Source organism: Paenibacillus sp. E194 (genome assembly GCF_000935845.1).
GTDB classification, from domain to species: Bacteria; Bacillota; Bacilli; order Paenibacillales; family Paenibacillaceae; genus Paenibacillus_B; species Paenibacillus_B alvei_B.
On record NZ_JMDX01000155.1, the window covers coordinates 1 to 14645 of the forward strand.

12 protein-coding genes are annotated in these 14645 nt (G+C 41.4%); 2 read left to right on the forward strand and 10 right to left on the reverse strand.

Going from position 1 to position 14645, the window contains the following annotated elements; all coding sequences use genetic code 11:
• Positions 1 to 734, reverse strand: a 734-nt coding sequence (locus AZ66_RS19460) for a hypothetical protein (protein WP_044356343.1), incomplete at its 3' end; no start/stop codon positions are given.
• Positions 735 to 764: 30 nt separating this feature from the next.
• A complete protein-coding gene (locus AZ66_RS19465; protein ID WP_044356345.1) occupies positions 765 to 1202 on the reverse strand; it encodes a hypothetical protein in 438 nt (145 codons plus the stop codon).
• A gap of 512 nt (positions 1203 to 1714) precedes the next feature.
• On the opposite strand from AZ66_RS19465, the gene AZ66_RS30040 reads away from it, so the two are divergent.
• Entirely contained in the window at positions 1715 to 2629 is a 915-nt protein-coding gene (locus AZ66_RS30040; protein ID WP_052648677.1) for a GIY-YIG nuclease family protein, read from the forward strand.
• A 191-nt stretch (positions 2630 to 2820) separates the two neighbouring features.
• Here AZ66_RS30040 and AZ66_RS19475 read toward each other — a convergent pair whose 3' ends face one another.
• Positions 2821 to 3744, reverse strand: coding sequence for a tyrosine-type recombinase/integrase (locus tag AZ66_RS19475; RefSeq protein WP_044356347.1), 924 nt, complete (start codon positions 3742 to 3744; stop codon positions 2821 to 2823).
• Positions 3745 to 4118: 374 nt separating this feature from the next.
• Between AZ66_RS19475 and AZ66_RS19480 the strand changes: the two genes are divergently transcribed.
• The gene (locus AZ66_RS19480; RefSeq protein ID WP_021256829.1) at positions 4119 to 5378 is read left to right on the forward strand and encodes a helix-turn-helix domain-containing protein; all 1260 of its coding nucleotides are present in this window, start codon (positions 4119 to 4121) and stop codon (positions 5376 to 5378) included.
• Between the two features lie 354 nt (positions 5379 to 5732).
• Here the strand turns inward: AZ66_RS19480 and AZ66_RS19485 are convergent, their stop codons facing one another.
• The 7 genes from AZ66_RS19485 to AZ66_RS19515 all read right to left on the reverse strand — a co-directional run bounded on the left by AZ66_RS19485 (position 5733) and on the right by AZ66_RS19515 (position 14418).
• Positions 5733 to 6194 carry an N-acetyltransferase gene (locus AZ66_RS19485; protein ID WP_044356348.1) on the reverse strand — a complete coding sequence of 154 codons (462 nt, stop codon included), beginning with the start codon at positions 6192 to 6194 and terminating at the stop codon, positions 5733 to 5735.
• A 454-nt stretch (positions 6195 to 6648) separates the two neighbouring features.
• The gene (hemW, locus tag AZ66_RS19490) at positions 6649 to 7851 is read right to left on the reverse strand and encodes a radical SAM family heme chaperone HemW (RefSeq protein WP_044356350.1); all 1203 of its coding nucleotides are present in this window, start codon (positions 7849 to 7851) and stop codon (positions 6649 to 6651) included.
• Positions 7852 to 7944: 93 nt separating this feature from the next.
• Complete coding sequence (gene lepA / locus AZ66_RS19495; protein WP_044356351.1) at positions 7945 to 9762, reverse strand: translation elongation factor 4; 1818 nt, start codon at positions 9760 to 9762, stop codon at positions 7945 to 7947.
• Positions 9763 to 9888: 126 nt separating this feature from the next.
• Complete coding sequence (locus AZ66_RS19500; protein WP_044356352.1) at positions 9889 to 10362, reverse strand: hypothetical protein; 474 nt, start codon at positions 10360 to 10362, stop codon at positions 9889 to 9891.
• 18 nt (positions 10363 to 10380) lie between these two features.
• Positions 10381 to 11730: a stage II sporulation protein P gene (locus AZ66_RS19505; RefSeq protein ID WP_044356354.1), complete on the reverse strand. Its 1350-nt coding sequence runs from the start codon at positions 11728 to 11730 to the stop codon at positions 10381 to 10383.
• Positions 11731 to 11881: 151 nt separating this feature from the next.
• Complete coding sequence (locus AZ66_RS19510) at positions 11882 to 13642, reverse strand: sensor histidine kinase (protein WP_044356355.1); 1761 nt, start codon at positions 13640 to 13642, stop codon at positions 11882 to 11884.
• On the reverse strand, positions 13639 to 14418 hold the full coding sequence (locus AZ66_RS19515) for a response regulator transcription factor (protein WP_044356357.1): 780 nt from the start codon (positions 14416 to 14418) through the stop codon (positions 13639 to 13641). Before AZ66_RS19515 ends, AZ66_RS19510 begins: the two co-directional genes overlap by 4 nt.
• Positions 14419 to 14645: the final 227 nt, after the last annotated feature.

A 14645-nucleotide genomic window follows, 5' to 3' on the forward strand; every position in this document is an offset into this window, starting at 1 on the left:
AAATAAAAATACTTAAGATGATTTTCTAATCGATATTGTTTACTTTTCCCTTTCCATGAATCAAAAGCTCTATAGAAGTTACGTCTATAAGTTCTTATGTTAACACCATCTTGAATTCCATTTTTTATCCACTCACGGCCTTTGGAATTAACATAATTGTGAGGCTTTTGATTAGTGTAAGCTACTGCATATTCGTGATTACCAGAAACACCTTCCATTTCCAGAACAATAAAATAGTAATTAACTCCATCCCAGTTTTCATATCTATCTCTTAATTTCATTTCTGGTAAAAGCCTATCAACTTTCTCTAGCAAGGTCTCTTTTTCTTGGCACCAATATAAACGAGTCAGTCCCTTAAATTTAAGATAACTAACATTAAGGCTTAGATTTTGTATACTTGTGATTGACTCCATTTCACGAATAAACTTGCTGTGATTATATTTAAATCCCAGTGAATTGTAAGTTACTTCTTCAATATATAGTTCATAATAATCATTTCCAGAAGCAGGCATATCCATAAATTCTGTTTGTCTAGTCCATGCAAACATTGCTTCAACATTTGAACAAACAGGTGATTGACTTTTTATTATACCCACATATAGTGCTAAGCTATCTTCAATTAGTATTACTTTTTGAAGCTGATCGATATAGTGTGTTTTAATTGAATAACAATCCAAGTATGTCTCGAATTTATTTAATATATATTTAACCGTACTTAATGATAAGTGTAGCATCTCAACCTCCGTACCTCTTAAAACGCCAATTTATACCCATGATAATTCGAATATATCTATACGCGGATCTTTATAGAAATACTTCAAATCCCAATCTTGAGTCGATGCTTTTGACACTCCGAATTGTTCGATGATACTTTCTAACGGTATTAAAAATCCTTTTATACTATTATCTTGATCTAACACAAAAGCAAAATACTCTTTGCATCCAAAACTCTCACAACTATTTTTAACATGTTGAATGTGTGTTTCAGGTTTACTAATGGTTATTTTTGAAGAAGATTGAGACATTTTTCGACTGCGGGATTTTACAGAAATCCCCATTCTTATATCATCTTTTGTTGCAATAATATCTATTCCTAAATACCTAGCTAGAACACATTCGTAACCGTTTTTAGAAAGCCAATACATTATTAGATGCTCTGAAAAATCTCCTGTAATATGTGAATGGTTCTTACCATATTCCATTTATCCACCCCATAATAACGCTATTTCAAGGCAATTTTTATTGAATTTTGGTCTCAATTTGTCTATCAACAGTAACCCTAGCGATTCGATCCAATGCCAGTCATCAGATGGAAAGATAAATATTAACTGGGTTATCTTTTATTACTGAGTCCCATCCATCAACCTCGCCGAATGCACTAATTTGATCGTAAACTCTCTTTCTTAGTCCTGTATCCAAATTTACTTTTCCTACGTATTTAATAACGTCATTTTGTGAAAAATAATAACCCCCCTGCCTTATTGCTCCACGATTTCTTTTCTGCTTTGTTAACTCTTAGACTTCCAATAGTATATTTTTCGTGCTCAATAATTAGATCTTCGATCTTCGCTATATATGTACTTGTTATAAATTGAAGATAATTATCTGATTTATCCATTTCGATATTCACCTGCGTTAGTTATTTATTTAATAATCAATTTATTGTTATATGATATTATGTTAATAAATGTAGCACTAAAAAGAGGTGAATATAATGTCTTCAGGATACGTTTACATATTAATGAATCTATCTATGCCTGATTTAGTTAAAATTGGACTTACCACAAGAACACTTGATGAAAGACTATCTGAGCTATCTGGTGCTACAGGTGTACCTACGCCATTTATCTTGATATATCGTAAGTTCTTTGAAAATTGCCTAGTAGCTGAAAACCAAATACATTCATTATTATCTAATTACAGGCTCTCCAATAATAGAGAGTTCTTTAAAATTCCTGTACACGAGGCAATTGATGCATTAATAAATTTAGAAGATGGTAACTCTAGTTTGCCAAACAAACAAGGTAGTGACAAGAAAGCAAAAACTTCTTCACTAGATGAAGACTTACTAACATATGCTAAGAACTTGTATTATGGAGAGTCTGGTGAACTTCAAGACTATACCGAGGCATATAACACCTTCAATAAATTAGCCTTTCATAATAACCCAATAGCGTTACAATACATAGGGAAAATGAGATTGAACGGTCTAGGTTGTAGAAAAAATTTGAATATCGCAATAAACAGCTATAACAAGGCAGCTAAATCCGGAAATGTCAGTGCTTATGCTGAGCTGGGCTACATATATCTTGAGCATGACAAACTAAGAAATATAGACTTATCAATGTCAATTTTTGATACATATTTCAATTTATCAAATGACACATCCATTAATAATGAAGACATTCTATATGTACGAAAGTTCTTAGGGCATTGCATATATAAGAAAAGTGTACCCAAGTCATTTTCAGATAAAATGACTTTATTTAAGGAACATATTATTGATATTACTCAAAAAGAAATTGATGAAATAACTCAAAACTGTATCAACTCTAGATCAAGCGGATTTCTTTCACTGTATACAGACTATCATTTAAATATTATTAAGTTTCTACAGGATAATTATTAAATTTAATAAATAATCCTGATTCCTGGCAGTCCGAATATCAAGAATCAGGATTATTTATTTGTCTCCAGAAATAATAGAAGTATGACCCATAATATCAATCGTTCTTAGACGCTCAGAATTGGGTTACAGACCCTTTAATTTCACTACCCAACCATTTCCATTACCCAGTTGTAAAAGAGTCTGTAGGCACCTTATAAATCGATGTCGTTTAAAGGGTTGAATTTAGCATTAACTTCTTTCAACGCTGTTCCCCAAATACTTAAGTACTTCTGAGTCATGCTCAGATTTGAATGTCTAAGCATCTTTTGGAGACTAAACACATCACAGCCATTCATCAACATGCGATGTGCAAATGTATGTCTAAAGGTATGAGCGGATAACCTTACATTTGAAAAGTTCATCGCAGCTTTCAATCTCTGAAACATTGATTTTACGCCTTCTACTGTCATTTGATTATTTTTGTTCTCTGAAACGAACACATACTCACTTAATTTTCCAAAGTGTTGTTCGCAAAAGACTTTATACTCAGCCAACTCTTTGATCAATTTGTCAGTAATCGGAATGGAAGATTGCTCTCTCTTTTTCCCAAAAACGGTCACTGCTTGAGATGCAAAATTGATATCTATCCACTGCAAGTTAACCAATTCTCCTAGCCTGACCCCTGTCCCTAAAAGAAATACGACAATCATATAATCTCTGTAATAATGAAATGTATGTCTACGTTGCTTAGCCCGTCTCAAATAATTAAGCATCTGTTTGATATGATGATCTGTAAACGCCTCGATTTTAATATCTTCTTTTATATACGACAATTTACGAACCGGATTTTGCTTTGAACTTATAATCTCTTCTTTCTCAAGATGGTTAAAGAATATTTTTATTCTTCTAAATTTACCGTTCCTTGTTGTAGCGTTATTTTTTCTCTCCTTCTGACAATAAAGCAAATAAGATTTAATAGTGCTGGTAGTAACGTCCTCAACACTTACAATCTGTTGTTCCCCACAATAACATTGGAATTCATTAAGTGTAAAAGCATAAGTATGAATTGTTCGTTCAGATAAATTGTTATATTCCTTCTCTTCAAGGTAATCCTTTATTGCAAATTTTAATAACATTGAGCCAACCTCCCATTAGTCGAAAATGCCCTTGAGATATAGTCGCTCAATTTTTTTAATATGATTTTTGTGTGGGTACTATTCAAGTACACAACTAAAAATGGCGATAACCCTTGTTATTATGCGGATTCTAAACAATGATTATCTTTACTTACAATGACAATCAAGTCAGTTCGGTACTTTGGGCGTGCCTATTTTATATGTAGAGCCGTATTCAGCAGTATTATTGATCGAATGCATATTATGTTTGTTGTCAGACCACTCTATCTCTCACAGACTGACTCTAACTTAAATCTAATCATACCAATTCACATGACCTTTCCTATATGGTAAAATATAGGTGATAGTTTTGTAGTGAGAAGGGAGGTATCTATTTGAGTACAACTCTCGTTATGTCATTAGGTGAGTTGTTTAAACAAACTAGACGAGCCACTGGTATGACACAGACTGAACTATCTGAACGATCAGGTATTCAAAAAGGTACAGTATCCAAAATCGAGAATGACGAAGTAAAGAGACCTGAGTTTTCAACCGTTCAACCTTTGGCTGCTGCATTGAACATCTCTTTAGATACATTGATAGATTATTATGTAGAGATTGAAAAGAGGCCAGATTCGTTGCTGCACATTCTCCAATTCACGATACAACACCAGAGCAGCAAAGAAACGGTTTGTAAAGTGGCATCCAAGTATCTCGAATCTGCCAACGAAGATAGTTATGATTTAACTAACAAACTGTACACCATCATCAACTCTATCGAAGATTCTACTATTCAGTTGACATTATATAACCTCATCATTGGATATTCACGTTCACATGGAATCATGCCTTACATTGCTAAAGGAATGTATCAGCGCTACCTTATTGAAAGAAATGACTTCAGCAAACTGAAGGAAACCTATCACGATGGGAAATATATACTTCTCTATTCGGATTTCCTATCGCTATCAGAGCGTATTGAGCTCTATTACAAATTAGGGGTTCATGCATATAACATTAGACTATATTCAGAAAGCATCGAGCACTGTAAGGAAATTTTGACTGAGAACATCATCGAACATAAGGTAAATGCACTAGGTATCCTTAGAGATGCTTACTTTGCATTAGAGGAATACGAAGAATCGGAATTTTACGCTCTTCAATACAAACAATTTAACTACCCGTATGTTCAAGATAACATCATCCTAATGGACGCGATGTTCGCTTCACATAGAGGAGAATTTGAGAAAGCACAATTCATGCTCACTTCGTTCCTAGAAACCTGTAAAAGTGATGCAGCAATTCTAGCTATTAATCAACTGCTGCAAATACACATAAAACAAAACAATCACAAAATGGCTGAGGTACTTATTAACAATAATGAGATTAGCCCCATAAGTGAGGATAATCCTTTTGTTTATCAAAAGTATGCAGATCATCTTCATCTTCGCGGACAGTATTACCTGTCTATTGGTGATTATGCAAAATCTATTAACTCCTTGATTCAAGCAGCCTTGTATTATGCTAAAGTCGATGATACATTCAAGGAGAAAGATTGTCTTAATACTGTAATGCGTATCCACTTGGATTATGACATCCCTACGCAGGATACGTTCGAAAAGTTGAGTACATACTATAAGAAAACGGAGGAGTAAGTATGAAGTTTTTTAAGAAGCTCTATTCCCAGTCTTTTCTTTGCACTCTCGTATTTATTACATCTACTGTGGTAGTTTTGTCAGGCGGTCAGGGTGGAATTCATCCTTGGTAGATTCTTTTAGTAATCCTGACTTAATAAGGTCAGGATTACTAATTTACTATATCTATGGCTTTTTCATAAATGCTAGTCCAAATCTCCGCAGAATCAGCACTCAAGTTCAGCTGTAACCTTTTTTGGGTTATGATTTATAGAATTCTTTATTCAAAATCATTAAAAAAGCCGCCGAATAGTCAGCAGCTCCTTTTGTACCTGATATAGGGCACCAAGTGCAATCTTCTGGATCTTCACCAAGTCAGTCCAACACCTTCATCACTGCGATCTCATCACAGCAATGGAGCTTGCTGCAATGAATGCAATCCGTCCATACCTTCTCTGGGAAGATCTCTTTTTCTACAATATCAAAGCCATTTTTCTGAAAAAACTTCGATTCATAGGTTAAGGCCATAACTTTGGGGATAGCTCGCGCCTTTGCTTCTATAAGCAATTCATCCACTAGCATTGTTCCGATGCCTCTCCCTTTAAAATCAGGCGATATGCCCAATGAGCGAATTTCAACCAAGTCAGCTCCAAGCTGGCAGAGCGAGCCGCAGCCAATAAGCTCCCCTTCCCATTCGGCAACGACAAAATGTTCAATCTGCTTCGCCAGCACCTCTCTGGAACGAGGAAGCATAATTCCTTGCTGTGCATAAAATTGAATAAGCTCTGCCAGTGATTCAATATCGTTCTCATCTGCCTTGCGAATCGTTGCTACCATAAGTATAGTCCCTCCAACCCAATCTCTATCTATGAATGTACATCTCTGATCGACTCCAAAATATGTACGTATTAATATACATCCAACTGCATATATTATCAAGACTATTTTTACCTGCTTCTCCTTATGGGTAAACGTCGTATTAGCGACTCCTTCAAGCAACATCATGTCCATTACTCATTATGTAAAATACGTAAACAAAGAGAGGCCTGAGCAGATTCTGATGATACCTCTACAGACCTACAGACATGGCTACTATTACAGGCAGGCACCGTATCGAAATCATTCCTTCTCTTTTTACAACAAATAAAAAAAACGAGCAAGAGAAACAAATCCATGTTCTCAAGCTCGTTTTATCTATTATTGTATCTATTACTGTACCTACTACAACAGTACATAACCAATTGTGATGCCGTTGCCCGTTTAGAGACCAGCCATCCTTATCGTCGCACTGTTATTCCTTCGCAGTGAGTGTACCTACAAACTCTCCGAACACATTATTGCCAAACAGCAGTCCTTGCTCCGTCAAACGGTAACCGTCATCTGTAGCTTCGATTAACCCCTGTTTCAACAGTCTACGAATCGGATCAGAGAATACTTTATCCAGCAGCGCCCCATTGAACTGCGACGCGAAGCGTGTGCTGCTCACACCCTCCAGCAAACGAAGACCAACCATCATGAAGTCCTCCATCGCTTCACTCTCTTCAATGGTGAACGAATCGAGTCTCGGCAAGCTCTGCTTGCAGGCCTCCACATAGGGATTAACGCCTTTAATGTTCAGATGGCGTCCCCGATTCACATAACCGTGCGCACCTGCACCAATACCATAGTAATCCTCATTGCGCCAGTAGACGGTGTTATGACGGCTCTCATAGCCAGGCTTCGCAAAATTACTGATCTCATATTGCTCATATCCAGCTGCCTTCATCCGATCCATAATGAGCATATACATATCCAGCTCATCCTCTTCGCTAGGCAGCGGAAGCTCATTGCGATGGTACATGGCATGGAACAAGGTGTTCTCTTCTACCTTCAGGCTGTATATCGACAAATGAGGCAAATTCAGCTCCAATGCCTTCGTCACACTATGATCGAGCATTTCGACCGTCTGATTCGGCAAGCCAAACATCAAGTCGATGGACATATTGCTGAAGCCCGCCTTATGTGCGTTCTCAATACTGCGATACACATCATCCGTATTATGAATGCGGCCAATGCCATGAAGAAGGTCGTTATTAAACGACTGGACTCCAAAGCTGATCCGGTTCACTCCTCCGTCTCGCATCGCCCGCAGCTTGTCTAAATCCGTCGTACCCGGGTTCGATTCCATACTGAACTCAATCGAGGGACTCCAGTTCGGAAATGCCTTACGAACGGACTCCAAGAAGTAAGACATTTGATCTGGCGTCAAGACCGTTGGGGTACCGCCGCCTACAAATATCGTGTCAATGACGCCTGGAGGATACTGCTCCACTGTATGTGCCATCTCCTGCTCCATCGCCCGCAAATAATCCATAACAGGCTGTCCTTTCAGTACGTAGGAGTTAAAGTCACAGTAATGGCATTTGTTCGTACAAAATGGAATATGAATATATACCGCGCGTGGAGCACGTGCCGGTATTGATGCTTGCTCTGGTGAAGGTTGATTCGCCGGCATGGCGAGACCCTCCTTTCATGGCTGTATAACACCAGCCTACCTATAATAATGATCTTTTTAAAAAAGAGGAGGCGTTCCGCCCCCTCCTCCGAATTAGTTATCGTCGATTTTCAATACGGCCATGAACGCTTCCTGCGGCACCTCAACGCTGCCGACCTGCTTCATGCGCTTCTTCCCTTCCTTCTGCTTCTCAAGAAGCTTCCGCTTACGGGAAATATCGCCGCCGTAACATTTCGCGAGTACGTTTTTACGCATTGCTTTAACCGTTTCACGCGCAATGATCTTCGTTCCGATAGACGCCTGCACTGGTACCTCGAACATTTGACGCGGAATCAGCCCACGCAGTTTCTCACAAATGAGTTTACCGCGATGGTAGGCACGATCCTTGTGCACGATAACAGACAGCGCATCGACTTGCTCGTTGTTAAGCATGATATCCATCTTCACAAGATTAGACCTGCGGTAACCGGACAATTCATAGTCGAAGGATGCATATCCTTTTGTGCTTGATTTCAATTGATCGAAGAAGTCATATACGATCTCCGACAATGGAATTTGATACGTAATCGTTACGCGAGTCGTATCCAGATACTGCATATCCACGAAATCACCGCGTTTGCCTTGGCACAGTTCCATAATCGCTCCGACGAAATCGTTAGGGACGATAATAGATGCTTTGACATAAGGCTCTTCAACAAAATCGATCTTGCCCTGCTCTGGATAATTAGAAGGGTTGTCGATGTCAATGGAATCGCCATTCGTCAACGTAACCCGATAAATAACACTCGGTGCAGTCGTAATAAGCGGAATATTGAATTCACGCTCAATTCTCTCCTGGATAATCTCCATATGCAGAAGACCAAGGAAGCCGCAGCGGAAACCAAAGCCAAGCGCTGAGGAAGTTTCCGGTTCGAATGTAAGAGACGCATCGTTTAATTGCAGCTTCTCCAACGCATCCCGCAGATCGTTATAATCCGATGTTTCGATCGGATACAAGCCGCAGAATACCATTGGATTGATACGGCGGTAACCTGGAAGCGGCTCCAGAGTCGGCTTCTTCGCATCCGTGATCGTATCACCGACACGAGTATCCCCTACATTTTTAATACCGGCTACAACAAAGCCAACATCGCCAACATTAAGTTCATCGACAATTGACATGCGCGGCTTGAACGCACCAACCTCGATAACTTCAAATGTCTTTTCCGTTGCCATCATTTTAATTTTGCTGCCCGCGCGAATTGCACCGTCGATAACGCGAACGTACACGATTACGCCTTTATACGGGTCATAATGGGAGTCGAAGATAAGCGCCTTAAGCGGTTCTTCTGGATCCCCTGTTGGAGCAGGCACCTTCTGCACCACTTGCTCCAGAATTTCCTTAATTCCAATACCTGCTTTGGCAGAAGCATGAACAGCATCGGAGCAATCCAGACCGATAACTTCTTCGATCTCCTGCTTTACACGATCAGGCTCCGCACTTGGAAGGTCGATCTTATTAATGACCGGAATAATCTCCAGATCATTATCAAGCGCCAAATATACGTTCGCCAGCGTCTGAGCTTCAATCCCTTGGGCCGCATCTACAACAAGCAGTGCACCCTCACAGGCAGCCAAGCTGCGAGATACTTCGTATGTGAAGTCGACGTGTCCCGGTGTATCAATCAGGTTCAAGATGTACTCTTCACCGTCATCTGCTGTGTAGTTCAAACGCACGGCCTGCAATTTAATGGTAATCCCACGCTCACGCTCCAGATCCATTTGATCGAGTACTTGAGCTTGCATTTCACGGGACGTTAACGCCCCCGTATATTCTAATATCCGGTCGGCGAGTGTTGATTTACCATGGTCAATATGTGCTATGATGCAAAAATTCCGAATTTTCTTTTGTCGTGACAGCAATTCCGTCATTCGATTTCAATACCCCCACCACTATGCCAAGATTCAATTTATTTATTATACCGGAATGACCCTCTAACAGCAATGGGGGCATGCAATCCTCTCATCCTGGTAACTCTTGAAGCACATACATGTCGCTTAGAATAGTCCATTGAACAAGCCAACAACCGCTTGAATACCAGCTTGCGATGCACGCTGCAGCATACCTGCCGTCTTGTCCGCCAATTGATTCACAGTAGCATCTTTTACTGGAGGAAGAGGCACTACATTCGTATTGTTGATTTCTTTTTCATGACTATTCGCCGTATTACGCTCGGTATCTGCTAATGTATTACGATACTCTTCTATAAGAGTGGACTCGTTAACTGTCAAACGCGAGTTATCTTGAGCGGCAGCGTCTTCGTTCATTCGACGGTTATCTGTTGTTAGATTATCTCGATTCGAATCAGCCCCGGAATATCGCTCAGTCGACTCTGGGGCGCTTGTCATGCGGGATGGATTGATCGGGCCATATATGCGCTCAATCCCCGAAGTAGTGATTTCCATGCCGATAAATACGCCAAGCGTTAGCAATACCACGATGCCGATCAGTTGTTTCATAAACCGTGTCATGCAAGCGCCCCCCTTGGGTTATCCCTTCGTTCCCACAGATTTCGACTGCGTTTTGCCCATCACTGTTTTGCCGACATCTTTCCCGTTCGTTGGATTTGGAATTGGCTTATTGACTGGTTTGGCATCCTTTTTCTTCTGGACAATGTCTGCAATATAATCTGCTAATATGTCAGCAGTACGGTATAATTCCTCCATCGTGTTATCCACGCCGCCAACTTCGATAACGACACTATTTGGTGAAAGCGATTGATTATACTCTCCATTGCCTTGTAATGCAGTCTTGCCGAATATTCCCCGGGAAATCCCTGGGTAGTTCTTCTCGAGACGTGCATGAATCTCATTTGCAAACTGCTCATTCTTCTTCCAATTTGGATTCAGGTGTCCGATTATAAAGTAAACTCTCGCATAATCCTTCCCGTTTATGGTAACAGTCGATTCCTTGCGTCTGTTCGAATCCCGATGAATGTCGAAGAAAAATTGCAGTTCCTGATTCGCACTCATTGCCTGCTTCACCGTCTGCTTCGAATACTTATAGGACATGTTCCAGTTGTAACCCTCTACACTTGAAGAATAGTCTTTGTTGGAGTGGGAAGCTCCAATGCCCTTCTTCTCCAGCTGCTCCTGCAAACGCTTGCCAACAAGCGTAATATTCTTCTTGGAATCATTCGGATTGCTGCTTTCTTTTTTTAACAAGGGATTGAAGGATTCACGGTTATGGGAATGATAGATGAACACAACCTTGCGTAATTTCGAGTCTCCTTCTGTTTGCGTGGGAGAGTCCCCTTTATTTGTTCCGGGTTTTGTTGGTGGATCTGTGGACTTAGGCGGTTCTTCTGTCCCATTATTGTTCTCGTCTATAACTTCACCATGCGTCACATCTTGTGGAGGCTCTCCGCCATGCTCACCCTGTGCATTCCCACCTTTGTCTAAGGACGTTGGATAATCCTGCGGTTCGATGCCGGTCTGATTGCCAATACTTAGACGAAGTGGAATTGCGGCATCTCTATTCATCCCTGGCACTTCACCAGCTAGCAGCGTTTTTGGGTCAAGCGGATTCACGTTCGTTGCAAGTCTTACAAGGAACTGAGCCACTTGATTGCGTGTGAGTGTAGCCTCCCCCTCCCCTTGTGGAAGACTCGGCATCTCCAAAGCCATCATGTCTACAAAGAATCGCGTCGAGAGCTGTGCTGCAACACCCTTCATGGAAGACAAGGGAGAGGAATTCAGCTTATTCTCCGCCATCCCCCCTAGGCCTAATACGATAAAAAACATAGCCGTTCCGATAGACAACAATGCAAACGTCCGTCCCATAACGATCGCCTGCAGCCATTTCCGCTTCCATTTTCCAACATTAAATGTCCGAAACATGTGCTGTCCTCCTTCATCCGTATTCCCTCTCAGCTTAACTAAGGATGATTCATCTAAGAGAGTACGTTTACTAGAATCTATGAGGACAATCTATGAAATAGAACAATTAATAAATGTAAAAAAAGCAACATAAACACCATGACAGTAGACTCTATGAGTCTACCGAAGCTGGGAAGGTGAAAATGATAGATGTTCCCTCGCCAAACTTACTTCTGGCTATCACCGTACCCCCATGCAATTCTGCCAATTGCTTGGCAATCGCCATTCCCAATCCCGAACCACGTACAGATTCATCCGTAGAAGTCCCTCGATAATAACGATTGAAAAGGTTTGATAAAGTCTGCTCGTCCATCCCATTCCCATCATCACTGAACATTACCTCTAGTTCTTGCTCCTTAGGGGTTACCTGTACATGCAGCTTCGTCTCCGGCGGATTATGCAAGAAGACATTCGCACATACATTATCGATCATTCTGCGGAAATAACGCGGGTCTAGTGAGAACAGAACCTCCTCTTCTGGCATCGAACAGACGATACGTTCGATCGCATTTTCGGGCAGCGGCTGCAAATGTCTCAATTCTTCTCGGAGCCAATCCCGCAAATCCACGATTTCCAACTGCAAGGGGAGACTCCCGCTTTGAAGTCGATAGGTTAAATTCAGCTCTTGAATGAGTTCATCCATTACCTCCGCCTTCTGCTTCATCATATTTGCGAATTCGGCGATTTCTTGCTCTGACCATCTATATTGAGGGGCATTTAAGAGATGCGCATATCCTATAATGGATGCAAGCGGTGTTTTCATATCATGCGAGATGCCCGCGAGCCATTCTTCCCTCAGTCTTTCATTCCCCTTCCGCGCTTCATCCGCTTCCTGCAAACGCTGGGCCATGCGTTCTAACGCATGAATCACATCCCCGTAAATCCGATAGTTCCGTTTCCATTTGCCATTGGACTTCTGCGAACGAGGGATTCCACACGCGTTTACTGGCTCCTTATAATTCCCAATCTGAATCTGCCCCGTCCAATTCATAATATGCTGGAGCGGTCTCGCAAGACGGGCGCTCTGCCACCATGCCATTCCAATAAAAACAAGGATCATTAGGACAATGACAGCTGATACGGCTATCCAGATTAACTGGATGTTGTTGCTTACTGCAAATCCTGCCACATGGATTGATGACTCTGTTGAAATGTGAGGTCGGTACAACAGCCATGTTTCCTTCGTCTGAGGTTCATAGCGGTAGGATAGACTCCAGCCGTATCGTTCAGGATACGCACTACGAAGGGCGATATCATATGCGGCATACTGCGTGATCCACTCTCCCGGCTTGCGCCATGATTGCAGTTCTCTACCATCCGAATCAATATGTTGGATCCAGGCATTCGCATCACGCAGCATCTTATCAGCTTCTGCAAAAGCGTCTTCCGTCCCCTTCGTTCTCGCAGCCAGCCATCGTTCAAGCAATATGTCTTTGGAGGAATCGACACCAAATAATACGGTGATCATATGGTTATTAATAGTTGTTACATAGACGCCTAAATGATAAGGAAAAGGAACATTCTTCTCCGAGTAGGCAGTAATCTCTCCAGTCGCATAATGATTCGGAACATCCGGCGGTACATGATATGACTTGATTACGGCCCCCTTCTCATTCACAATTTGCAGCCATCCTCCGCTTGTATTGACACGATTCAGCAATTCTTCATCCCATGTAACGCTACCTTGATCATCAATCGAGATTGAATTGGATACGAACCCCCATCCATTACCCATAAAATTGCGATTAAGTTCAAGCTCATTCATCCGATCGACCATCCAGCCGAAGGCAATCAATACGAAGAATAGCAAAATTGCCCCAATCAATATCCATTGACCACCATAATGCCACGCCAACCGCTTTCCCGTCTTCATCTGTTATCTCCCTGCGCGTATATTGGCTCTGATTGATCGGCCTCTTCCTTCTCAGGTGGGACAAGCTTGTATCCTAGTCCTCGAACCGTGACCAGCAGACGCGGATTGCTCGGTTGATCCTCAATTCGCTCCCGTATTCGGTGAATGTGAACCATGACCGTGTTATCATCGCTGAGCGAATTGTACCCCCATACTCGCTCATACAGTTCAGATTTCGAGAAAATCCGATTCGGGTGTTCGCAAAAGAACAACAGCAATTGGAATACCATTGCTGGACACTCCGTAACTTTCCCCCGAACACGAAGCTCTCCTGCAGCCGCATCAAGCTGGAAATCACCATAGCGATATAACCGCTCCACCTCCGGGAAAGCAGTAGCAGTTGAAGGCTCTGACTTCCCCTTATTCGTCATATAACGCTTCAACAATGCTTTGGCTCGCGCAGCCAATTCCAATGGATTGAACGGCTTCGTGACGTAATCATCTCCACCCAGTGCAAAGCCAGTTAGCTTATCTAAATCCGTCGTTCTCGCTGTCACAAAAATAATTGGGGCATCACATTTCTGGCGAATAAAGGGAGCGATATCAAAACCGCTCTTCCCCGGCAGCATCACATCCAATATAATTAAATCCATTTGTGAATTATCGATACAACGGATTGCCTCTTCTCCCGTCGAGACACAAGTTATGTATTCCATACCTTCCTTTTGCAGCACTGCTTGAACCATCTTGCTCAGCGCGAGTTCATCCTCAACGATGAGAATGCGTGCCTCTTGCAAATTCATATCCCCCATCTCCCATTCACTGTGAGATTTATATTTTCATCCTACTTTTGTGCCCATTGTATCACACCGTTCTGTCCCCTTTATCACCGCTTTCTTAACGCAACCTTAACTCTTTCGGCAGAATGCCTTCAAAATTAAGAAACTAATGAGCTCCTGTTTTCTTTCTGTTCAACTTTGCATTTTACAATGGTACTAGAAGGCGGGATTGATTTTAAACATAT

Coding starts and splice junctions, on each gene's coding strand:
- AZ66_RS19475 (WP_044356347.1), bottom strand. CDS start 3,744: ATGTTATTAAAATTTGCAATAAAGGATTACCTTGAAGAGAAGGAATAT.
- AZ66_RS19500 (WP_044356352.1), bottom strand. CDS start 10,362: ATGACACGGTTTATGAAACAACTGATCGGCATCGTGGTATTGCTAACG.
- AZ66_RS19465 (WP_044356345.1), bottom strand. CDS start 1,202: ATGGAATATGGTAAGAACCATTCACATATTACAGGAGATTTTTCAGAG.
- AZ66_RS19505 (WP_044356354.1), bottom strand. CDS start 11,730: ATGTTTCGGACATTTAATGTTGGAAAATGGAAGCGGAAATGGCTGCAG.
- AZ66_RS19485 (WP_044356348.1), bottom strand. CDS start 6,194: ATGGTAGCAACGATTCGCAAGGCAGATGAGAACGATATTGAATCACTG.
- AZ66_RS19510 (WP_044356355.1), bottom strand. CDS start 13,642: ATGAAGACGGGAAAGCGGTTGGCGTGGCATTATGGTGGTCAATGGATA.
- hemW (WP_044356350.1), bottom strand. CDS start 7,851: ATGCCGGCGAATCAACCTTCACCAGAGCAAGCATCAATACCGGCACGT.
- lepA (WP_044356351.1), bottom strand. CDS start 9,762: ATGACGGAATTGCTGTCACGACAAAAGAAAATTCGGAATTTTTGCATC.
- AZ66_RS30040 (WP_052648677.1), top strand. CDS start 1,715: ATGTCTTCAGGATACGTTTACATATTAATGAATCTATCTATGCCTGAT.